Origin of the sequence: Nocardia stercoris (genome assembly GCF_003696265.1) — a bacterium.
GTDB lineage: Bacteria > Actinomycetota > Actinomycetes > Mycobacteriales > Mycobacteriaceae > Nocardia > Nocardia stercoris.
The window spans coordinates 1-21,073 of record NZ_RFFH01000033.1 but is presented as its reverse complement, the minus strand read 5'-3'; the positions used below and the strand labels follow the sequence as shown (position 1 = coordinate 21,073).

Annotated in this window: 21 protein-coding genes and 1 pseudogene; 12 read left to right on the top strand and 10 right to left on the bottom strand. The window is 69.5% G+C overall.

Translation table 11 applies throughout. The annotated features are described in order from the left end of the window. Together sucB and EBN03_RS33155 are read left to right on the top strand one after the other, a co-directional pair. The coding region (sucB, locus tag EBN03_RS33160; protein ID WP_122192129.1) for a 2-oxoglutarate dehydrogenase, E2 component, dihydrolipoamide succinyltransferase at positions 1-810 on the top strand (810 nt) is incomplete at its 5' end. Between the two features lie 8 nt (positions 811-818). Beyond that, entirely contained in the window at positions 819-1,709 is an 891-nt protein-coding gene (locus EBN03_RS33155) for a TIGR01777 family oxidoreductase (RefSeq protein ID WP_122192128.1), read from the top strand. Positions 1,710-1,750: 41 nt separating this feature from the next. Here EBN03_RS33155 and EBN03_RS33150 read toward each other — a convergent pair whose 3' ends face one another. The 5 genes from EBN03_RS33150 to EBN03_RS33130 all read right to left on the bottom strand — a co-directional run bounded on the left by EBN03_RS33150 (position 1,751) and on the right by EBN03_RS33130 (position 4,515). Next, the gene (locus tag EBN03_RS33150) at positions 1,751-2,230 is read right to left on the bottom strand and encodes a hypothetical protein (protein ID WP_122192127.1); all 480 of its coding nucleotides are present in this window, start codon (positions 2,228-2,230) and stop codon (positions 1,751-1,753) included. A 79-nt stretch (positions 2,231-2,309) separates the two neighbouring features. Next, positions 2,310-2,804 (bottom strand): hypothetical protein, encoded by a 495-nt coding sequence (locus EBN03_RS33145; protein ID WP_122192126.1) that lies wholly within the window; start codon positions 2,802-2,804, stop codon positions 2,310-2,312. Between the two features lie 45 nt (positions 2,805-2,849). After that, the gene (locus EBN03_RS33140) at positions 2,850-3,356 is read right to left on the bottom strand and encodes a hypothetical protein (RefSeq protein ID WP_122192125.1); all 507 of its coding nucleotides are present in this window, start codon (positions 3,354-3,356) and stop codon (positions 2,850-2,852) included. An 80-nt stretch (positions 3,357-3,436) separates the two neighbouring features. Then, a complete protein-coding gene (locus tag EBN03_RS33135) occupies positions 3,437-3,937 on the bottom strand; it encodes a hypothetical protein (RefSeq protein ID WP_122192124.1) in 501 nt (166 codons plus the stop codon). Positions 3,938-4,014: 77 nt separating this feature from the next. After that, positions 4,015-4,515 (bottom strand): hypothetical protein, encoded by a 501-nt coding sequence (locus EBN03_RS33130; protein WP_147471797.1) that lies wholly within the window; start codon positions 4,513-4,515, stop codon positions 4,015-4,017. Between the two features lie 331 nt (positions 4,516-4,846). Here EBN03_RS33130 and EBN03_RS33125 point away from each other — a divergent pair, with 331 nt between their 5' ends. Then, positions 4,847-5,791, top strand: coding sequence for an SMP-30/gluconolactonase/LRE family protein (locus EBN03_RS33125; protein WP_158675810.1), 945 nt, complete (start codon positions 4,847-4,849; stop codon positions 5,789-5,791). A 36-nt stretch (positions 5,792-5,827) separates the two neighbouring features. On the opposite strand, the gene EBN03_RS33120 is transcribed toward EBN03_RS33125, so the two are convergent. Beyond that, positions 5,828-6,298: a hypothetical protein gene (locus EBN03_RS33120; protein WP_147471795.1), complete on the bottom strand. Its 471-nt coding sequence runs from the start codon at positions 6,296-6,298 to the stop codon at positions 5,828-5,830. A 189-nt stretch (positions 6,299-6,487) separates the two neighbouring features. On the opposite strand from EBN03_RS33120, the gene EBN03_RS33115 reads away from it, so the two are divergent. The 7 genes from EBN03_RS33115 (at position 6,488) to EBN03_RS33085 (ending at position 12,747) form a co-directional block, all read left to right on the top strand. Next, positions 6,488-7,018, top strand: coding sequence for a GNAT family N-acetyltransferase (locus tag EBN03_RS33115; protein WP_407671291.1), 531 nt, complete (start codon positions 6,488-6,490; stop codon positions 7,016-7,018). Between the two features lie 45 nt (positions 7,019-7,063). Then, positions 7,064-7,792, top strand: coding sequence for a lipoyl(octanoyl) transferase LipB (gene lipB / locus EBN03_RS33110; RefSeq protein WP_267899328.1), 729 nt, complete (start codon positions 7,064-7,066; stop codon positions 7,790-7,792). Positions 7,793-7,832: 40 nt separating this feature from the next. After that, on the top strand, positions 7,833-8,861 hold the full coding sequence (gene lipA, locus EBN03_RS33105) for a lipoyl synthase (protein WP_122192120.1): 1,029 nt from the start codon (positions 7,833-7,835) through the stop codon (positions 8,859-8,861). A 138-nt stretch (positions 8,862-8,999) separates the two neighbouring features. Then, positions 9,000-9,209, top strand: coding sequence for a type II toxin-antitoxin system VapB family antitoxin (locus tag EBN03_RS33100; RefSeq protein WP_122192119.1), 210 nt, complete (start codon positions 9,000-9,002; stop codon positions 9,207-9,209). Next, positions 9,206-9,625, top strand: coding sequence for a PIN domain nuclease (locus tag EBN03_RS33095; protein WP_122192118.1), 420 nt, complete (start codon positions 9,206-9,208; stop codon positions 9,623-9,625). The genes EBN03_RS33100 and EBN03_RS33095 overlap by 4 nt, the downstream gene beginning before the upstream one ends. A gap of 62 nt (positions 9,626-9,687) precedes the next feature. After that, positions 9,688-10,362 (top strand): NADPH-dependent F420 reductase, encoded by a 675-nt coding sequence (locus tag EBN03_RS33090; protein ID WP_122192117.1) that lies wholly within the window; start codon positions 9,688-9,690, stop codon positions 10,360-10,362. Positions 10,363-10,548: 186 nt separating this feature from the next. Continuing rightward, a complete protein-coding gene (locus tag EBN03_RS33085; RefSeq protein WP_122192116.1) occupies positions 10,549-12,747 on the top strand; it encodes an elongation factor G-like protein EF-G2 in 2,199 nt (732 codons plus the stop codon). Positions 12,748-12,768: 21 nt separating this feature from the next. On the opposite strand, the gene EBN03_RS33080 is transcribed toward EBN03_RS33085, so the two are convergent. From EBN03_RS33080 to EBN03_RS33070, 3 genes are all read right to left on the bottom strand, one after another. Beyond that, positions 12,769-13,065, bottom strand: coding sequence for a hypothetical protein (locus EBN03_RS33080; protein WP_147471794.1), 297 nt, complete (start codon positions 13,063-13,065; stop codon positions 12,769-12,771). Then, positions 13,046-17,671, bottom strand: a complete 4,626-nt coding sequence (locus EBN03_RS33075) for an FHA domain-containing protein (RefSeq protein WP_147471793.1) — start codon at positions 17,669-17,671, stop codon at positions 13,046-13,048. The genes EBN03_RS33080 and EBN03_RS33075 overlap by 20 nt, the downstream gene beginning before the upstream one ends. A gap of 125 nt (positions 17,672-17,796) precedes the next feature. After that, complete coding sequence (locus EBN03_RS33070; protein ID WP_122192113.1) at positions 17,797-19,170, bottom strand: hypothetical protein; 1,374 nt, start codon at positions 19,168-19,170, stop codon at positions 17,797-17,799. A gap of 74 nt (positions 19,171-19,244) precedes the next feature. On the opposite strand from EBN03_RS33070, the gene EBN03_RS33065 reads away from it, so the two are divergent. Next, positions 19,245-19,988, top strand: a complete 744-nt coding sequence (locus tag EBN03_RS33065) for a DUF4191 domain-containing protein (protein WP_122192112.1) — start codon at positions 19,245-19,247, stop codon at positions 19,986-19,988. A gap of 104 nt (positions 19,989-20,092) precedes the next feature. Here the strand turns inward: EBN03_RS33065 and EBN03_RS33060 are convergent, their stop codons facing one another. Beyond that, on the bottom strand, positions 20,093-20,623 hold the full coding sequence (locus EBN03_RS33060) for an RDD family protein (protein ID WP_122192111.1): 531 nt from the start codon (positions 20,621-20,623) through the stop codon (positions 20,093-20,095). A gap of 200 nt (positions 20,624-20,823) precedes the next feature. Here EBN03_RS33060 and EBN03_RS33055 point away from each other — a divergent pair. Beyond that, positions 20,824-21,073 (top strand): annotated as a pseudogene (locus tag EBN03_RS33055) (hypothetical protein); the annotation flags it as partial.

Below are 21,073 nucleotides of genomic sequence, written 5' to 3'. Positions count from 1 at the left end.
GCCGCCGCACCGGCGGCCGCGCCCGCCGCACCCGCCGCGGCCGCCGCCCCGGCCTCCACCGCGCACGGCGTCCGCCCCGAGCTGCAGGCACTGCGCGGCACCGTGCAGAAGGCCACCCGGATCCGGCAGATCACCGCCAACAAGACGGTGGAATCGCTGCAGACCACAGCCCAGCTGACCCAGACACACGAGGTCGACATGACCAAGGTGGCGTCGCTGCGGGCCCAGGCCAAGAACAAGTTCAAGGAGCGTGAGGGCGTCAACCTGACGTTCCTGCCGTTCTTCGCCAAGGCGGTCGTCGAGGCGCTGGGCGTGCACCCGAACATCAACGCGTCCTACAACCAGGACACCAAGGAGATCACCTACCACTCCGCGGTCCACCTGGGCATCGCCGTCGACACCGAGCAGGGTCTGCTGTCCCCGGTGATCCACAACGCCAACGACCTGTCGCTGGCGGGCCTGGCGCGGGCCATCGCCGACATCGCCAACCGGGCGCGCACCGGCGGCCTGAAGCCCGACGAGCTGGCGGGCGGCACCTTCACCATCACCAACATCGGCAGCCAGGGCGCGCTGTTCGACACCCCGATCCTGGTGCCGCCGCAGTCGGCGATGCTGGGCACGGGCGCGATCGTCAAGCGCCCCATGGTGGTCACCGAGCACGGCGACGAGTTCATCGGCATCCGCTCGATGGTCTACCTGCCGCTGACCTACGACCACCGGCTCATCGACGGCGCCGACGCGGGCCGCTTCCTCACCACGATCAAGCACCGGCTCGAGGAAGCCGCCTTCGAGGCCGACCTGGGGCTGTAATCAGCCGCATGAAGGTCGTCATCGCGGGCTCGTCGGGGCTGATCGGGACCTCGCTCGTCGCGGCACTGCGCCGCGACGGGCATCAGGTGGCCCGACTGGTGCGCCGGCCGGCCGCCGGCCCCGACGAGTTCACCTGGGATCCGGCGCATGCCCGGGTCCCGGGTGTGGCGCTCGTCGGCGCCGACGCGGTGGTCAATCTGTGCGGGGCCGGCATCGGCGCCCAGCGCTGGACGGGCAGCTACAAGCAGGAGTTGCGCGACAGCCGGATCACCCCGACCGACGTTCTGGCCGGCGCGGTCGCAGCGACCGGGGTGCCGACGCTGATCAACGCGAGCGCGGTGCACTACTACGGTGGCGGCACCGCCGACCGGGTGGTCACCGAAACCTCGCCCGCCGGAACAGGTTTCCTGGCTGCCCTGTGCCGGGACTGGGAGTCGGCCACCGCCGCCGCGGGTGCCGCCGGCGCGCGCGTGGTGACCTTACGCAGCGCCGTGGTCCTGGCGCGGCGCGGCGGCATGCTGCAGATGCTGCTGCCGCTGTACCGGCTCGGACTGGGCGGCCGACTCGGCGACGGCCGGCAGTACCTGCCGTGGATCTCACTGGCCGACGAGGTTTCGGCGATCATGTTCGCGCTCACCGAACCCTCGATCCGCGGCCCGCTCAACCTGGTCGGCCCGGCACCGGTCACCAACGCCGAATTCAACCGGGCCCTGGGCCGCGCGGTACGCCGGCCCACCGTGTTCTCGGTCCCCGCGTTCGCGCTGCGGACGGTGGTCGGCGAAATGGCCGACGAGGCGATTCTGCGTGGGCCACGGGCGATTCCGTCCGGACTGGAAGCCGCGGGCTTCGCCTTCGCGCATCAGAGCGTCGGCGAAGCGCTGGCCGCCGCGCTCGGGTAGCGCCGGAATCGGCGCTACCCGCAGCGGATTCGCTGGACAGATCAGATGATCTGGAAGGTGTCACGCAGAACGTCCAGTGCCCCTTGCGCGTCATCGGCCGTCTCGCCGACACCGGTGAGCACGAATGCCCGGCGACCGTCCATGAAGACCAATACCGCCTGGTACAGGCGGTTATCGTGCTGGAACGGGACCGTAGTGAACGACGGCCGACCACGGTACGTGCCGTACTGGACCGGTGCCCCGGCCTTGTCCTCCGCGTCGGCACCGATATCGGTGAGCGCTTCGTGCGTGTCGCCGTACAGCACGAAGGCACCCGATCGACTGCGGAGATCGGTGGAGATCACATGATCGCCCCGAAAGGCCTGCATCACAAGCGGTCCCGGCAGCAAGCCCGCACACACGCAGCCCGGGTCGACGAACGGGGTGTTGAAGGCGGGCACATCGGCGTGGGCGGTACCGGCCGACACGACGCATGCGGCAGCTGCGGCGGCCAGCATCGCGGCCACGTTCTTCGTTTTCATGTTTCGCTTTCCCTCGATGGGTGATCGAACCGGCCGTACACCGAATTCGGCTCTGCCCGAGACAGACTCGGCCACCAGCTCAGATGATCTGCAGGGTGGCAGCCAGATTCGCGAGTGCGGCGGCCGCGTCCTCCGGGGTCGCACCGCCGCCGTACATCACGACCAGGTGGTTGCCGTCGATGAACGCGGTGTCGGCCTGGTAGTGGTCGTCGTGCTGCTGGGGCGCAACAGTGACGGCCGGGCGGCCCCGATATGTGGTGTACTGCACGGGAATTCCGGTCTGCTGCTCGCGCATCTCGCCGATCGCGGTGATCGGCACCCGGTTCGACGGCAGCACGATGTACTGCAGTGCGGCGCCGCCGCCGATCCCGGACGGATTGCCGATGATCAGCGTCCCCTCGTCGCCGGGGAGCTGGTGGGTGAGGACCGGTCCCGGCAGCAGGCCGGCGCACAGGCAGCCGGGGTCGAGGAACGGGGTGTCGAAGGCGGGCACATCGGCGTGGGCGACTCCGGCCGAAAGGACACCGGCCACCGCCACGGTTCCCAGCGTCGCAGCGATTCTCTTCGCGATCATTTTCTTCTCCGTTGTTCGAATGTATTCGGGTGCAACAGATTCGGGTCAGAGGACCAGGAAGGTGTTGCTCAGGGTGGTGAGGGAGCCGACGGCGTCGGCGGCCGAGTAGCCGCTGCCGGTCAGGATGATGACGCGGCTGCCGGCGACCAGGACGGTGCTCTGCAGGTAGACGCCGTGGTCGTTCTCGGCCACGGCGGTGGTGAAGGACGGGTGGCCGCGGTAGGAGCCGTAGGTCACCGAGCCGAAGACGTCGTCCGCCATGTCGCCCAGTTCGAGGATGGAGATGGCGCCGGTCGGCGCGGTGAAGTACCGGACCTCCGCCGCCGCATCGGGATTCGCCGCCGAGAAGTTGCCGTCGAGGTAGTGCTGGACGGGGAACTGGTCGGCGTCGACCCCGACCTCGATCGGCGCCGGCAGGAGCCCGCCGCACAGGCAGCCGGGGTCGACGAACGGGGCCGCGAAGGCGGGCACGTTCGCCTGCGCCTGGCCGGCCGAGAGGATTCCCGCCACGGCGGCGCCCGCGACGGCAGCAGTCAGCTTCTTCTTGTTCACAGTGCGGTTGTCTTTCGATGCATGGACCGAACTCCGGTAGCGCCGAATTCGGCGCTACCGGAGTCGAATTCGCTGTGTGGTCAGAGCAGCTGGAAGCTGCCGGTGAGTTCGTCGAGCGCGCCCTGCGCGTCTTGCAGGGTCTCACCGCCACCGATCAACTCGAAGGCCCGGTCCCCGTCGATGAAGACGATCTCCACGACATGGGCGGAGTCGTCCTCGACGGTGACGGTGAACGACGGCCGGCCGCGGAAGGTGCCGTATTGCACCGGCGCCACGTCCTTCGCCACCTGGGCGCCGAGGGCCTGCAGCGTCACCCGGCTCGACGGCAGCCGCCAGTACCGCACCTCGGCACCGGCGGCGTCGTTGTCGCTGTTCAGGTTGCCCTTGATGTAGCGGGCGCCGATCATCGACCCCGGCTCGGCCCCCATGTCGACCCGTCCCGGCAGGAGACCGGCGCACAGGCAGACGGGGTCGACGAACGGCGTGGTGGCGGGCAGCACGTCAGCGTGCGCGGTCCCGGCCGACACGACGCACGCGGCGGCTGCGGCGGCCAGGGTCGCGGCCGCGGTCTTCATGGTCACTGCTGCTTCCTTCGATGCTGGAGCGGACTCCGGGTGGCGCCGAATCCGGCTCTACCCGAGTCGAATTCGTTGTGCGATCAGAGGATCTGGAAGGTGCCGGCCAGGGTGGCCAGTGCGCCCGCGGCGTCCTCGGGGGTCGCACCCCAGCCGGTCAGGGTGACCGCGCGGGGGCCGTCGATGAACGCGGTCATCTGGGTGTAGTCGCCGCCGTTGTCGAGCACCTGGGTGGTGAACGACGGGTGGCCGCGGTAGGTGCCGTATTGCAGCGGACCGAGGTCCTCTTCCACCGCGGCACCGAGATCGGTGATGCTCAGCCGCTGGTGCAGGGCGAAGTAGCGGACCTTCGCCGCAGCGTCCGGGTTGGATGCGGTCCAATTGCCTTGGATGTAGCGGGTTCCCAGCTGGGACTCCGGTTCCACACCCATCTGCACCGGTCCGGGCAGCAGCCCGGCGCACAGGCAGCCCGGGTCGACGAAGGGGGTCAGGAACGGGCCCACGTCCGCGTTCGCCTGACCGGCGCCGAGGATTCCGAGGACCGCGGTGGCCGCGAGAACTCCGGCCACATTCTTTGTTTTCAAGTGAATCTTTCCGGTAGAGCAAGGATTTCCCGAGAACCGTATCTCGGGCGGCAAGCGGATTACACACAGTCGGTTCCCGCAAAGATGGGAGCTACCTCACAGCGGACGGGCCGAGGATGGGCATATATTCCTCGCTGCGCAAGACTCACCGGCACAATTCCGTTCGTAGTCTTTCATCCGAAACTCTCATCCGGACACCGCATTCGGAACCCCATTCGACCGGCCGAGTGAGGCTTTCACCGAACCGGTTTCGCCGGCCTGCCACTGTTCCCGGTCGGGAGTGCGTCCGCCGGCGATGCTAGGGTGCGGTGGGTCACACTCTGGGAGACGAATGCGAAACTACCTGCGGGCATGCGTGTCGGTTGCCGTCGCGACCGCCGGAATTGTTGCCGGGCAGTCGAACGCGAATGCCGATCCGCTGCTGCCGGACTGCTCGGACGGCTGGCAGAGCGCCACGCTGACCACCACTCCCGTGCCGCTGGAGAACCTCGAATCCGACGGCGCCGGCGGCTTTTATCTGTCCGCCAGCGATATCGGCGAGCTGCGGCATATCGACGCCGACGGCACGGTGCGGACGGTGCTCTCCGGCCTGGTCCACCCCGGCGGGATCCGGGTCGCCGGAAACTTCGTGTACTTCGTCACCGGCGACCACTTCACCGCTCCCACCGGCGAACTCGTCCGCTACGACCCGACCACGGGCGAGCTGGTCACACTGGTCACCGGCCTGAACATGCCCAACGGACTGCTTCTGCTGCCCGACGGCGATCTACTCGTCGCCACCTCCCGCGATGTGCACGGCATTTCCCGATACCGCCCGAGCACCGGCGAATTCACCGCCGGCTGGGCGGATGTGCCCGGGGCGAACGGGCTCGCGCTCGCCCCCGACGGCCGTTCGGTCTATACCACGGACCTGACCTTCCAGGTCGAGCAGATCCCACTGGACGCACCGCACGAAGTACACCGCGTGCTCGGGGTTCCCGATCACGTCGTCCTGCCCGACGACTTGGACGCCACCGCCTCGGGTGAGCTCTATCTGGCCGATCACGCTGTCGGCAGCGTCGACCGGATCGATCCGGCGACCGGCACCGCCTGCACGATCGTCACCGGCGTGGTGAAACCCGCGCCGATCCGGATCCCGCCGGACGGGCCGACCTCGGTACGCATCGCACACGACCCGGACGGCTGGGTCCTGTACGTCACCGCGGCCGACGGCACCCTGCGCCGGATGGTGCCGCCGCCCGGCGTGGACCTCACGCCGGGCGTGCGACCGCACTGACACTGATCTCGTACGGCCCGAACAGGATTCGGAACGTCAGAGGAACTGGAACGTGGAGGTCAGGGCATCGAGATCGCTCTGCGCGTCGGACCAGTCCGCCGGGATGACACCGAGCCAGAAGGCCCGATCGCCGGCCCGGAATACCAACTGACGGCTCATCCGCCCGTTCTTCTCCATGTCCATCGTCATCGAGGGATACCCGCGGAAGGTGCCGGGCCGCACCGCATCAGGTCCGAGACGATCGACCGCCACGGCAATTTCCTGATCCCAGGTAACGCGGTAGTTCGGCGTGACGTGGGCGTACATGATCCACTCGACTCCGTCGGGCACGACCGCTACACGCTCCAGCGCGGTTGTCATGCCCGGCACTACCGACAGGTTCATGTCGATGGGTTGCGCCGGCAACAGACCCGCGCACAGGCAGCCGGGGTCGAGGAACGGAGTGGTCAGTGCGGGCACATCCGCCTGTGCCGTTGGGCCGGAAACGATTGCGGCCGCGGCGGTCACTGCCAGCGCCCCAGCCAATTTGGTAATCTTCACCATCAGTCTTTCTTCGTGCTCCCCGCCAGCGACCCGTGAGTTCGCTGCGCGCCACCGAACCATAACCGGTAACCGGCCTTATCCCCAGTCCGATAACCGGTGGCCCGCGCCGGCCCGGCTACCCTGCTTCGGGTGAGTGACGACGGACAGACCGGCCTGATGATCCGAGCAGCCACACCGGCGGATCTCGAGGGCATTCTGGCGATCCACAATGCGGCCATCGCCGAGACCACCGCGATCTGGGATACCGAACCGGCGGACCTCGCCGACCGGCGGGAGTGGCTGGAGCAGCGGGTGGCGGCCGAATATCCGGTGTTGGTCGCGGAGATCGACGGCCGGGTGGCGGGCTACGCCTCCTACGCGCAGTGGCGGCCGAAGTCGGGGTACCGGTTCTGCGTGGAGAATTCGGTGTACGTCGGGTCGGAGTTCCGCCGGCGCGGTGTGGCCCGGGCGCTGCTCACCGAATTGCTGGCGCTGGCGGAGAAGTCCGGTGCGGTGCGGGTGATGGTCGCGCTGATCGAATCCACCAACACCATGTCCATCGCCCTGCACGAGCAGTTCGGATTCCGCGTGACCGGCTCGATGCCGGAGGTGGGACGCAAGTTCGGCCGCTGGCTGGACCTGACGATCATGCAGATCGAGTTCCCGGCACCGGCGGTCGACCGGATCGAATCCGGCGCCGAATAGTGGCGTAACGTCGCGGACGTGACCGAACTCGGCGACCCGGCGGCGATCCCGCCCACGCAGCGTCGCACTCTCTCCGCCCGGGCCGACGCCACCCCGATGATCGTCGAGGACCTCGGCCTGATCGACTACAACGACGCGTGGGCGCGGCAGCGCGAACTGGCCGCCGAACGTGCCGAGGACCGCGGGCAGGATCATCTGCTGCTGCTCGAGCATCCGTTCGTGTTCACCGCCGGCCGGCGCACCGCACCCGAGGACCTGCCCGTCGACGGCACGCCCGTGGTGCAGGTGGACCGGGGCGGCAAGATCACCTGGCACGGTCCGGGGCAGCTGGTCGGGTATCCGATCGTGCGGCTGGCCGAACCGGTCGACGTGGTGGCCTACGTGCGACGGCTGGAGGAGGCGCTGATCTCGGTGTGCACCGGGCTCGGGGTCGAGTGCGGTCGGATCGACGGCCGTTCCGGTGTGTGGCTGGCCGCGGACGGGAACCGGCCCGAACGCAAGGTCGCCGCGATCGGGGTGCGGGTGCAGCGCGGGGTCGCGTTGCACGGGATCTCGTTGAACTGCAACGCTTCCCTGGACGGGTTCAACGCGATCGTGCCGTGCGGGATCGCCGACGCCGGGGTCACCACGCTCAGCGCCGAGCTCGGCCGCGAGGTGACCGTCGCCGAGATGCGGCCGCTGGTCGCGGCGGCGATCATCGCGGCCTTGGACGGCGATCTTCCGGTGTCCGTGCACGATGTAGCGCGGGTCACACCGGCCGCGATCCCGTCGTAGCGCCCGGAAGCCGCCGATCGGGCGGGCGTAGCATCACAGGGTGACCACCGTCGATTCCGCCGCTACCGCGCCGAACGGCCGTAAGCTGCTCCGCCTCGAGGCCCGCAACTCGGAAACCCCGATCGAGCGCAAACCCAACTGGATCCGCACCCGCGCCACCATGGGCCCCGAATACACCGAACTCAAGGGCCTGGTCAAACGCGAAGGGCTGCACACGGTCTGCGAAGAAGCCGGCTGCCCCAACATCTTCGAATGCTGGGAAGACCGCGAAGCCACCTTCCTCATCGGCGGCGAACAATGCACCCGCCGCTGCGACTTCTGCCAAATCGACACCGGCAAACCCGCCGCCCTCGACCGCGACGAACCCCGCCGCGTCGCCGAAAGCGTCCAAGCCATGGGCCTGCGCTACTCCACCATCACCGGCGTCGCCCGCGACGACCTACCCGACGGCGGCGCCTGGCTCTACGCCGAAACCGTCCGCGCCATCAAACAACTCAACCCCCACACCGGCGTCGAACTCCTCATCCCCGACTTCAACGCCGACCCCACCCAACTCGCCGAAGTCTTCGCCACCCGGCCCGAAGTCCTCGCGCACAACCTGGAGACGGTCCCGCGCATCTTCCGCCGCATCCGCCCCGCCTTCCGCTACGAACGCTCACTCGAGGTCCTCACCGCCGCCCGCGCCGCCGGCCTGGTCACCAAGTCCAACCTGATCCTCGGCATGGGCGAAACCCCCGAAGAAGTCACCCAAGCCATGCGCGACCTACACGACGCCGGCTGCGACATCCTCACCATCACCCAGTACCTGCGCCCCTCCCCCCGCCACCACCCCGTCGACCGCTGGGTGAAGCCGGAGGAATTCGTCGAGCACTCCCGCGTCGCCACCGAAATCGGCTTCGCCGGCGTCATGTCCGGCCCCCTGGTCCGCTCCTCCTACCGCGCCGGACGGCTGTACGCCCAAGCCATGGCCCACCACGGCCGCGACATCGCCCCCGAAATGGCCCACCTCGCCGAGGAAGGCACTGCCTCCCAGGAAGCCACCTCCGTCCTGGCCCGCTACGGCTCCTGACCGGCAACTACTCCGACGGCCGAGGCCGGCATCCGATCCGAGATGCCGGTCTCGGCCGATTCGCATCGTAGCGCGGCCACCCAGCCTTCGGATATCGTCTATATATAATCGGAATATCTGAGATATACGGAGGCGACAGTGTCCAAGTTACTCATCGATGTGGACGACGAGGCTCTGGCCGAAGCCCAGCGCGTGCTCGGAACGACGACGAAGAAGGACACCGTCAACGCCGCATTGGCCGAGGTGGTCCGCCGCATCAAGCGCATCGACGCGCTGGAGAAGCTGACCGCGATGGCCGACTCGGGTGACTTCGACATACTGCTGGACAAAAGCAGGTATCGCAGGTGATCACCTACCTGGCCGACACGTCCGCGGTCGTCCGCCTGCTGGGCAATCGTTCGATCCAGCGCGCGTGGCAGGAAACACTGACCACGGGTCTGATCGCGATCTGCGATGCCGTCGAACTCGAAATGTTGTTCTCCGCAACATCATTGGCAGACCGTTTGACCAAGAAGAGCCTGTTCGACAACCTCTTCGGCTGGGTTCCGACACCGGACAACGTGTGGATCCGGGCGCACGAAATCCAGCAGCAGTTGACCGACCGCGGTCACCATCGCAGCGCGGGGCTCGCCGACCTGGTCGTCGCGGCCACTGCCGAAGCGAACAACCTCACGGTGTTGCACTACGACCACGACTACGACACCGTCGCGGCGGTGACCGGACAGCCCACCCAGTGGTTGGCGCCGCCCGGCTCGATAAGCTGACGCGCGAATCCACTGCACCGCAAGGCGGGAACAAGTGGCGTAGGTGACCGGTTGAGGGCGGTATGACAACTCTCGGATTGATCGGTAGCGGCAATATCGGGTCCACGGTGGCACGACTGGCGGTGGACGCCGGGTACGACGTGGTGTTGAGCAACTCGCGGGGGCCGGAAACCCTGGCCGGCTTGGTCGCCGAGCTCGGGCCGAAGGCGCGGGCGGCCACTCCGGCCGAGGCGGCGGCAGCCGGTGATCTCGTGGTGGTCACCGTGCCGTTGAAGGCCTACCGCGAGGTCCCGGTCGCACCGCTGGCCGGCAAGGTCGTGATCGACACGAACAACTACTACCCCGAGCGCGACGGAGTGTTCCCCGAGCTCGAGGCCGACGAGGTCACCACCAGCGAACTCCTCCAGCGCCACCTGCCGGAATCCACAGTGGTCAAGGCATTCAACAACATCTATTTCGAGCATCTCGCGGCGCTCGGCCGCCCGGCGGGCGACGGCCGTTCGGCGTTGCCGATCTTCGGCGACGACGCCGACGCGAAGAAGGCGGCCGCCGAATTCATCGATGCGCTCGGTTACGACACCGTCGACGGCGGTCCCCTCGCCGAGAGCCGCCGGTCCCAGCGCGACACCCCGGTGTATGTCCACCCGTACGCCGTGGCCGGTGAGTCCTGGCCGCCGGCTCCGAAGCAGGGCGACGCCGACGTCGTCCGGGCCGCCCTCGCCGCCGCGCAGGTCTGACGCGTTCTCGGGTGGAATCGACGTCGCCGGTGCCGGTCGTCGCGTTGCGCAACGACCGGCACCGGCCGTGTCGAACCCCGTTCCGCTGTGCGGCTGTGCCCGAATTCGGCGAACGTGTGGCTTTCGGTCGCCGGGAGTGGGAAGCTCGGATGACCGCACGTGTCGACTTCGGAAGCGAGGACGCACATGGTCGACAAGGCACATCCTGGCAATCATCCGGGGGCCGGCGGCGCCGCGATGGTGGCGGAGCGGCCGGAGGGGATCCGCAATGTCGTGCTGATCGGGCACAGCGGTTCCGGGAAGACCACGCTGGTGGAGGCGCTCGCGCTGCTGACGGGGGCGGTGCCGCGGGCGGGGCGGGTGGAGGACGGCACGAGTCTGTCCGATTACGACGATATCGAGCAGCGGCAGCACCGGTCGGTGCAGTTGTCGGTGGTGCCGGTGGCGTGGGACGGCATCAAGATCAATCTGATCGATACTCCCGGATACGCGGACTTCGTCGGTGAGGTGCGGGCCGGGTTGCGGGCCGCCGACGCCGCGCTGTTCGTGATCTCCGCCGCGGCCGGAGCCGACGCCATCGGCGGGTCGACGCTGGCGCTGTGGGAGGAGTGCGCCGCGGTGGGCATGCCCCGCGCCGTGGTCGTCACCCATCTCGACGCGGCCCGCGCCGACTTCGAGGAACTGACCCGCAGCTGCCGCGAACTGCTCAGCGGCGGAACACCGGAAAACATTCTGCCGCTGCATCTTCCGGTGTACGGCCCGAAGGGCGCCGACGGCCACCGCCCGGTCACCGGCCTGATCGACCTGCTCACCCAGGAGGTGTTCGACTACTCCGCCGGCGAACACACCCGCACCGAGGCGACCCCGGCCCAGACCGAACAACTCGACGCCGCGCGGGCGGCGCTCATCGAGAGCGTGATCGCCGAGAGCGAGGACGAAACGCTCATGGACCGCTACCTCGCCGGCGACGAGATCGACCTGACCGCCCTGGTCACCGACCTGGAACGGGCGGTGGCGCACGGCAGTTTCCACCCGGTGCTGATCGCGGCCCCGCCACCGCCCGGCGCCCAGCACGGGCTCGGTCTGGTAGAAGCGCTGGACCTGATCACCCGGGGCTTCCCCACCCCCACCGAGCACGTCGTCGCCGCGTCCACGAACGGTTCCGAGCCGTCCCGGCTGAACTGCGATCCCGACGCCCCGCTCGCCGCGGAGGTCATCCGCACCGCCTCCGACCCTTATGTCGGCCGGCTGTCGCTGGTCCGGGTGTTCTCCGGCACCCTGCATCCGGACGAGACGGTCCAGGTCCGCGGCCACACCCCGGGCAGCGACGTCGACCACGACTGCGACGAGCGGGTCGGCGCGGTCTCCGAGCCGTTCGGCAAACAGCAGCGGCCACTGCGTCAGGTCATCGCCGGCGATATCGCGTGCGTCGCCAAACTGACCCACGCCGAGACCGGAGATACGGTGTCCGCCAAGAACTCTCACCTGCTGATCGAACCGTGGCCGCTGCCCGAGCCGCTGCTGCCGGTCGCGATCCAGGCGCACACCAAGGCCGACGAGGACCGGCTCTCGCAGGGGTTGTCCCGGCTGCTGGCCGAGGACCCGACCATCCGCCTGGAACGCAATCCCGACACCGGCCAGCTGGTGCTGTGGTGCCTGGGCGAAGCCCATCGGGACCTGGCCCTGGAACGGCTCGCGTCCCGCTTCGGCGTCCAGGTCGACGTGCTCGACCACCGGGTCGCGTTGCGAGAGACGTTCGCGGGCACCGGAATCGGGCGCGGGCGGCACGTGAAACAGTCCGGCGGCCACGGCCAGTACGCGATCTGCGAGATCGAGGTGCAGCCGCTGCCCGTCGGATCCGGGATCGAGTTCGTCGACAAGGTGGTGGGCGGCGTGGTGCCGCGGCAGTTCATCTCGTCGGTGGAGAAGGGGGTCCGGGCGCAGGCCGCGCGCGGCCTGTCCGACGGGCGGCCACTGGTGGATCTGCGGGTCACGCTGTTCGACGGCAAGGCCCACTCGGTCGACTCCTCCGACGCCGCCTTCCAGACCGCGGGCGCGCTGGCATTGCGGGAGGCGGCGGCCGCCACCCGTATCTGCCTGCTGGAACCGATCGACGAGGTCACGGTGATCGTCGGCGACGACCATGTCGGCGCGGTGCTGGGCGATCTGGCGTCGCGGCGCGGTCGCGTGCTGGGCACCGAACCGGCCGATCTCGGCCGCACCCGCATCCAGGCCGAGGTCCCCGAACTGGAACTGAGCCGCTACGCCATCGATCTGCGGTCGCTGTCGCACGGCGGCGGCCGGTTCACCCGCAGCTACGCCCGGCACGAACCGATGCCGACGCAACTGTCCGACTCACTGCGCGCTCGCGTCGCCGCGCCCTGAGCGGGCGCGGCGCGGACGGCGTCACTGATCGAGGTCGATATCCGCCTCCCGGAGCAGGCTCGCGAAAGTGTCCTGATGGAACGGTGATTCGGGTTCGGCCTCCCGGTCCGTCGGGGCCTCGTCGGGCTGGTCGACGGGCTGATCGCCGGCCAGCGCGTCGGCCTGCGCGCGGAGTTCGGCGTATTCCGGGTCTCCGGGCCGGAATTCGTCGATTCCGTCGTACAGCGCGTCACCGTCGGACTCCGCGAAACGCCGCAGGACGGTCACACCGTCAGCGGCCAGATACGGACTGCCTTCACTACGATATGACTCGGTCAAAGTACTCCCCTATTTTCTGCGCCAGGACCTTGTCGCCCAGGACGGATTTCTGAAGTTGGGCGGGTCCGCTCACCCAGGCTGCGAACATTTCCGCGAAGCTCTCGATGGGGGTCTCGAAATGGGAGTTCCAGCCCCGCTTCTTCGACCGTTCGACGCTGCGCATCAACTCGCCGTGCAGCTGCTGCCACTCGCTCCTGGTACTCAGCCGGGCGCCGTAGGGATCGTACGCCCGGTCGGCGGCGTGCCCGATTTCGTGGTTGACCAACATACCCTTGTCGAAGAGATCCAGCTTCGACGCGTCGACGTATATTCGCCGCTGCTCCGGATAGAAGACACCGGCAGTCGATTTCGACATCTTCTCGACCGGCATGTAGTCGTGACCGCTCTTGAGCTTGTTGACATGCTGGTGGCCGATGACGATGCCACCGAATTCGCCGCCGTTGAGATAGGCGCTGATACGGTCGAACACCGGCTTGGGCAACATCGCCAGGTCGCGCACCGCCGCCACGCTCTGCGCCGATCGGTCCACCATGTTGATCAGCGGCCCGCCCTCGGCTTCCGGCACACTGAACCGGAATTCCTCGGCGCCGATGCGCACGACATCATCCGGGCGCAGTGTGTGCTTCACATCGGGTGCCACCGGCACGTCGTTGACGAAGGTGTGGCCGGAGCCGTCGGCGAGAATCCAGGCGCGACCGGACGGGTGGACACCCAGACTCGCGCGCGCCTGCACCGGAACCCGGCTGCCCGGTGGGTAATAGGTGTTCACGCGGTCGATCGGCTGCCCGCCCGCCACGATGCCGTGGGCTTCGTGCCAGGCGGACACGGCACCGTTGCCGCTCCGGATCCCGTTCAGCTGCACCGGGATCCGCTTCGGGAACTTGATGTGGCCGCGGTCGTAGTCCACGCTGCCCAGCCAGTCCCCGAGGCGGATCCGGTCGTGCGGATCCACGATCTGCGGCCCGGAGATCTCGCGATTCTCGATCGACACGGGCGATCCGGCCAACGGCCGCAGCCACAGTCGGTCGTTTTCGTCCCGGTAGAGCAGCGCGTGCCGCTGGCCGACCGATGCCGGGAAGTGTTCGGCGACCGGGGAATCGGGGTGGCGGCCGAGCAGGATGGCCTCACCGCGCCGCAGCGCGACTGCTGGTCCCTCGTCGAAGATCCGAACCTCCATCGGGGCGGACTCGGTGGACACGTGGTAGGTCTTCCCGGCGAACTCCAACTTGTCGTTCGGCTCGAGGTAGACCCGCTGATCCACCGGCATCGGTTCACCGTTGCGTTCCAGCGCTGCGCCGTCCGGGTGATTCTCTGCCCAGACTCGGCCGTCCAGGTCACGGCCGATGACGGCCACCGGGTCCACTTCGACTCCGCCGCCCGGCAGAATCCGGTACTGGCGGACGTGACCGGCCACATCGACCAGATCCACCTGCTCCCCCGGCATCAGGCTGCGAACTCGCCCGCCGCCGTCGACCCGAATGTCGGCCACGCCCGGATCCACGTAGTACGGGGCATCGTGGGGCACCGGCGAGTCGCTGTGCGGCGAATCCGGTGTGTCGTGCGGCGATTCGGGTGCGGGATCGGCGTGGGCGGTCGAGTGCAGTTCCGGGGAACCGAATCGAAGCGAGTCCCCGGCCGACAGCGGGTACCGACGGCCCTTCTCGAGTGGTTGGTTGTTGAGGTCGGTTCCGTTGGTGGAGCGGTCCTCGATCCAGTAGCGGCCGTCGGCGTCGCGGCCGACCACGACGTGCACGCGAGACGCAAGACCGAGCGCGTTCTGATCGCTGGACAGAGCCCCGAAGTCGTTGCGGCCCAATTCCACCTGGCTGCCCCGGGCGATCCGTAGCGGCAGTTCTCCGCCCGGACCGGTCAGGTGCAGGCCCGGGGGCTCGGCTCCGGGATCCGGCACGACCGGCTCGATCGTGGACGTGAACTCATTACCGAGGCCGATCGTTTCGCCGCCGGTCAGCAGGTACGAGTCGCCGGGATCCAGCCGGTTGTCGCCGACGAAGGTGCCGTTGGTCGATCGTTCGTCCCGGATCCACAACCTGCCGTGCTCGTCCAGGCCGACGGTGGCGTGCTGACGGGAGACCTTCGGCGAACCGGCGACGAGGTCGCTGATCGGGCTGTCGCCCGCGCGGCCGAGCAGAACCGATTCACCCGGCCACAATTCGAAGGGATGTGCCCCCTCTCCCCCGAACCGCACCAGTCTCGGCCCCACGACGCTGATCTCGGCCCGGAAGTCGGGGCCCAGCCGCAGTGATCGGATCGAGTCCAGCGGAACCTCGTGATCGACGGCCAGCCGCGTGTTGTCGGCGAAGGTCCCGTTGGTGGATCCGAGGTCACGGATGAACACGCGCCCGTCCTGGTCGACCCGCACGGCGGCGTGTCGCTGGGACACCGTCGGCTCACCTGCCAGATGGGCCGCGGCCGCGGGATCGCCGGTCCGGCCGAGGATGACCTCCGTGCCGGGCCGGATCCGGAGCACCAGGTCACCGACTCGGACCACGACCCGGTGGCCGTCGGAGGCGGAACTGCCACTGTTGGAGGGAACTTCGAGTGGCAGGCCCACCTGTTCGCCGACCGGCGGATCGCCGGCCTCGTGACCGTGCCCATCGTCGGGCGACTCCGGGAACCCAGGAGTGCCGGTCTCCGGGTCGTCCGGTGCGCGGGTGGCGGCGGGCGCGAAGTCGTCTTGTGTGAGGCGAACCTTCGGGGCCGTCACCACGCCCGGGTCCGGGTGGGCGGACTCGTCGGACACGACGCGGAGCTTCGGGGTCGTCACGTTCGGATCCGGGTGGGCGGGCGCGGACTCGTCGGACGCGAGCCCGAGCTTCGGGGTCGTCACCGTGCTCGGATCGGGGTGGGCGCCCGGGACCGGTTCGGCGGGCGAGACGACCGGCCGGACCTGGCCGGCTTCCGCGTCGGCCGGCGACCCGGCGGGACCGGTCGGCACCTCGCCCCGGCCCGCGAGTTCCGGTCGAGCCGAAACGGATCCCGGCCCGGGCTCACCTGGTACGGCACCGACGTGGACCGGATCCTGATGTGCGGCCACGCTTCCCGGACCGACCGGACCCGGAGCCCCGGCGGCCCGAACTCCGGCCGGGCTCGGTTCGACCGCGGGCCCGGGACGCGGACTCGCCGCAGGGGGTTCGCCGCGGACACCCGGCTCGGATCCGTGGAGATCGGACACCTTTCCCGTGGCTTCCTCGGTGCGACCGGCGGGCTCGCGGCCGGTAACGCCCGGCTCGAGCTCGGCAGCTCCCCGCTCGGGGTCCGCCTCCCGCTCCGGACCCGCAACCTCCGGCTCGGGAGTGACAACTCCCGGCTCGGGACCCACAGCTCCAGGCTCCGGGCCGACCAGACCCGACGCAGGAGCGGCGACTTCCCGCTCAGGGCCACCGGCGCCCGGCGCAGGAGCGGCGACTTCCCGCTCAGGGCCACCGGCGCCCAGCTCGGGAGCGGCGCTGTTCCGGCCGGTCCCGGCGGTGCTCGGGTCGGGATGGGCGGTGTCCGGTTCCGTGGGCTCCGGCCGATCCGCACCCGGCACGGTGTGCGATACATCGACGCCGGAGACGGCGCCGCGCGGAGGCGGACCGTCGGACCCGGGGGCGGGGATCTTCGCCCGCACACCGGGTCCCGGCCGCGTGGCCCGCAGCGCCTCCGCGGCACCGCCGAGCAGGCCACCGCCGATGCCTGCGACCGCGCCGTCTCGCAACGAGTCCCAGCCCACACCGTGCCACAGGCCGACGTCCTGCCCGTGCGCCCCGGCCACTGCGTTGTTGCCGACCAGGGAGACCACACTGCCCACCGCGCCGCCGACCGCACCGCCGCCGACGGCACCGGCCAAGCCGACACCGAGATGCCGGAGATACCCGCCCTTGTTCCGGCCGACGACCGATCCCAGGCGGTTGCCGATCGCGGAGCCGGCCAGACCGCCGGCGATCCCGCCACCGATTCCGGCGACCGTCGCGATCCCCAGCTGGGTCCAGTCGACGCCGTTCCCGTGGTGGTCCACCGCCATCCAGGCGTCCGCGCCCAGCACCGGGGCCGCGCCCCAGATCGCTCCCATGCCGGCGGTCCGCATGATCGTCTTGCCTGCTGCCCGCCGGGCGGCCTGCGCCGCACCGGCTTCCGCTACCCGGGTCACGGCCTCTTTTCCGGCGAGTTCGACCGCCTCCTCCGCCGCGAGCCGCTCCGCCGGCGCCTCGACGGCGCCGCCGGCGAAGAAAGTCAGTGCGTCCCAGGCCAATTGGGCAGCCAGCAGGACGAGGGTGACGATGATCACCTTCTTCGCGTATTCGATCGAATCCGCGGTGCTGTCACATTGATCAGCCAGGCTGCTGCACGAGTCCGCGAGGCTCTCGAGGTTCGTGGTGTTGGTCGCGCCCGACTGCGCCGCCCCCACGGCGGCCGCGCCGCCCATCGCCGTCGGCAGGGTCGCGACCACGGCGGCATGGTTCTCGGCGAGGGATTTGTACGTCACAGCGTGCCCGCGCAAGGTCCGGGCCCGCTCCCGCAGCGCGTCCTCGTCGCCCTCCGGGAATTTGCCGGCGGCGAGCGTGACCAGCGCGGGAGGCAGCTCTGGGGGAAGCCGTAGCGTCACCTGAATTCCCACCTCCCCGCAACAGCCGGGCACGCGGGAACAGCCGCGGCTGTCAGCCCAACGATAATCTGGCAGACCACAATTCGTCAGTCCCCAACGGTGGGAAGACTATGTGATCGGACGCTCTAATCCGAGGTTCGGAGCTGGGCGGCCGGCGCGATCACTCCGGAACCGGTTGGGGGCCGGGGGGCGGATCCCGCCGGGCCACGTTCGGCGGCAAGAGATTCCGATATCGCGGCGACGGCGGCCCGCACCGCTCCCGCCGGATCCGGCTGCGCGACGTCGATGCCCGAGCGCCCGTCCGCAGGTACCGGGACACGGGCCACTGCCCGGCTCAACACGATTCGGTGCGGCCGGTCGCCGTCCCGAACCTCACGAGTGGCCACATCCGCCCCGGGCAGCTCGGCGATCGCCACCGCCTCGACACCCCGATCCGGGTACGTGGTCAGCAATTCATCTACGGTGGTAGCGAATTCGTACACAGTGGCATAGTCGAGCCCGGCGTCGTCGTCGAATCCGGACACCTCGACAGCGTGCCGATCGGCCAGCGCACGCCCCAACATCGCCACAGGGTCGGCGCCGGAACCGGTCCTACCAGCGAGAGCATCCTTGCGGTCGCGTCGGCCACGCGGTGTCGGCGGCCGGATCCCGTTGCGCGACATCGGATTTTGGGCGCCACGCGCGCCTCCGGCGCGGCCGGTTCCCGGCCGCGACCACGGTGAACCGAGCGGCGGTTGCGAACTCGCGGCCGCGGGGGTCGCGGTGGCACCGGGCACCGGTCCGGGATTCGGCGTGACCGCCTTCTTCGTCCAGGGAGTTCTGGGCGTCGGCGCCCCCGGTGGTCCGGACGGCACCGGCGGCACGGTGGTGTTGCCGGTGAGCCGATCCGGGGCGGCAGCTTCCGGCTCGGCGCCCGGCGAGAGGCCGGCCGGTGCTCCCGGGGGCAGTGCGGCGCCCGGCGCGGGTCCCCCGGCTTGCGGACTGTCCGGACCCGGCGTGGTCACCCGGCCCGCGTCGGGCGCCGCCGCGTCCACACCGGGCACCGCTGTGTCCGTGCCGGGCACCGCTGTGTCCGTGCCGGGCACCGCTGTGTCCATGCCGGGCACCGCCGTATCCAGGCCGGACGGCGCGTCCGTGCGCGACGGTGCCGTCACCACCGGAGCAGGCAGTACGGGCGGGCCCTGCGGCCCGGCCGGGTCCAGTGACCGTCGGCCCACCTGGTCGACCTGGTCGACAGTGCTCAGATAGTCGCGCAGGTTCGCGCCCTCGGCGGCGAGATTCGTCACGGTGAGCTGCAGGTCGCCGAGCATCTTGTGCTCATCGGGCACGTAGGTGCGCGCGAAGGTCCGCCCGAGATCGTCCGCCCCCCAGGGAGCCGCGGACCCGCCGAGGGTCGCCTGCAGGTCGGCCAGCGCTGCGGCCGCCTGCGCGGCGATGTCGTCGAGCTGCCGGGACACGTGATCCACGTTCTGGGCGTCGACCCACACCTCGTCGGCCATCCGAACTCCTCCGCCACGTCCGCCGCTCGGAGACCGGCCTTCGGACGACTCCCCGACCCCACTATTCTGGTGGCATGGCAGCAGGTAAGGGCGGCAAACCGTCGAAGGAAGCTCAGGCGGCGGCGAAGGCGGCCAAGCGGCAGGCGTCCAAGGAGCGGCGGCAGCAGCTCTGGCAGGCGTTCAACATGCAGCGCAAGGAAGACAAACTGCTGCTGCCGTTGATGATCGGCGCGCTGGTCGCGATCACCGCGCTCGCGTTCGTGGTCGGGCTGGTCTTCGGCATCGAGTGGTATCTGTTGCCGCTGGGCCTGGTGCTGGGCGTGCTGGTGGCGTTCATCATTTTCGGCCGCCGGGTGCAGAACAGCGTGTACACCAAGGCCGACGGGCAGGCCGGCGCGGCCGCCTGGGTGCTGGACAATCTGCAGGGCAAGTGGCGGGTCAGCAACGGCATCGCCGCGACCACCCAGCTCGACGCGGTGCACCGCGTGGTCGGCCTGCCGGGTGTGATCCTGGTCGGTGAGGGCACCGCGCACCGGCTGAAGCCGCTGCTCACCGCGGAGAAGAAGCGCATCTCGAAGCTGGTCGGCGACACCCCGATCTACGAGGTGATCGTCGGCAACGGTGAGGGCGAGATCCCGTTGAAGGGCCTGCAGCGCCACCTGACCAAGCTCCCGAACAACATCGATGCCAAGCGGATCGACCAAATCGAGAGCCGGCTGACCGCCCTGGCCACCCGCGGTGGCCCGGCGTTGCCGAAGGGCCCGCTGCCCGCCGGCGCCAAGATGCGCGGCGTGAACCGCGCCATGAAGCGCCGCTGATCCGCTGAGCACGAGGGCCGCCCACGATTGTGGGCGGCCCTCGTCGTCTGTTCAGTGGGCCGGAGCTGTCGCGTCGCAGTCCCGCGGCCTGCCGTCCTTCCGGCTCAGCGGCTGCGGACCAGCCCGGTACCCGTGGCTCGGTCGTGCATGCCGCGGCCGTCGGAGTCGGTGAACAGCGCGGGCACGACGAAGACGAGCAGGATCTGGCGGGCCAGCGCGCGCACGAAGCCGACGGGGGCGTCGGTGTCGACGCGGGCGACTTTCATCCGCAGGAAGTACTGGCCGGGGGTGAAACCGAACAGGGTGACGGTGATCAGGCCGATCACGAACCAGGTCGCCCAGGTCGGGGTGGCGAGGGCGCTGGTGATCGCCTCGAAGTGCGAGGGGGCGTGCTGGCCGGGCCCGACGTGCGCCTTGGCGATGATGGCGTCGGCGTTCGGCCGGATGATCAGCGCGGCGACGCCCATGGCGATGAACCAGTCGACGAACAGGGCGAGGATCCGCTTCGGCATCGCCACCAGCGAACCGGGTCCGGTCTTGGGCAGCCCGAGGAGCTGTCCCGGGTACTCGCCCCGGAGCGGATCGTCGGAGTCCTCGCTGGGCCCCGACAGCCAGGAACCGGAAATACGTGCCATGTCTCCAGCCTAGGCGTTCACCTGCTCGGCCCGGTCCGGCGGTCACCGTGCTCCGCCCTCGATGTGATCAGGACAACCGACCAGTAACTTAGTGAAACGTGGTCATTTCTGACACCTGTTCACCTATTGTGAGGCCGCACACAGCACCACCCAAGCTACAGAGCGCGGCCGCGGCCGTGCCCGTCGAATTCGAGGGAACCATGCGCATCTCCACCAAGATGGCCGCCCCCATCGCCACCACGGCGATGGTCGTGTCCGCCGCGGCCATCACACTGGGCGCCACCACCACCGCTTCCGCGGCCACCTGCTCCGCCTCGGCTTCGACCACGAAGAACGACATCAGCACCCTCGGTGTCACCCACACCTACAAGAAGACGGTCAGCCCCACCACCGCCCAGGACGGCTCCACCGTCACCTACCAGATCGTCGTCGGCACCACCGGCATCGGCA

Excerpts from the sequence above, each read along its gene's own strand:
- EBN03_RS33155 (WP_122192128.1), top strand. The coding sequence starts at position 819 with ATGAAGGTCGTCATCGCGGGCTCGTCGGGGCTGATCGGGACCTCGCTC.
- EBN03_RS33150 (WP_122192127.1), bottom strand. The coding sequence starts at position 2,230 with ATGAAAACGAAGAACGTGGCCGCGATGCTGGCCGCCGCAGCTGCCGCA.
- EBN03_RS33145 (WP_122192126.1), bottom strand. The coding sequence starts at position 2,804 with ATGATCGCGAAGAGAATCGCTGCGACGCTGGGAACCGTGGCGGTGGCC.
- EBN03_RS33125 (WP_158675810.1), top strand. The coding sequence starts at position 4,847 with ATGCGAAACTACCTGCGGGCATGCGTGTCGGTTGCCGTCGCGACCGCC.
- EBN03_RS33090 (WP_122192117.1), top strand. The coding sequence starts at position 9,688 with ATGACAACTCTCGGATTGATCGGTAGCGGCAATATCGGGTCCACGGTG.
- EBN03_RS33085 (WP_122192116.1), top strand. The coding sequence starts at position 10,549 with ATGGTCGACAAGGCACATCCTGGCAATCATCCGGGGGCCGGCGGCGCC.
- EBN03_RS33070 (WP_122192113.1), bottom strand. The coding sequence starts at position 19,170 with ATGGCCGACGAGGTGTGGGTCGACGCCCAGAACGTGGATCACGTGTCC.
- EBN03_RS33065 (WP_122192112.1), top strand. The coding sequence starts at position 19,245 with ATGGCAGCAGGTAAGGGCGGCAAACCGTCGAAGGAAGCTCAGGCGGCG.
- EBN03_RS33060 (WP_122192111.1), bottom strand. The coding sequence starts at position 20,623 with ATGGCACGTATTTCCGGTTCCTGGCTGTCGGGGCCCAGCGAGGACTCC.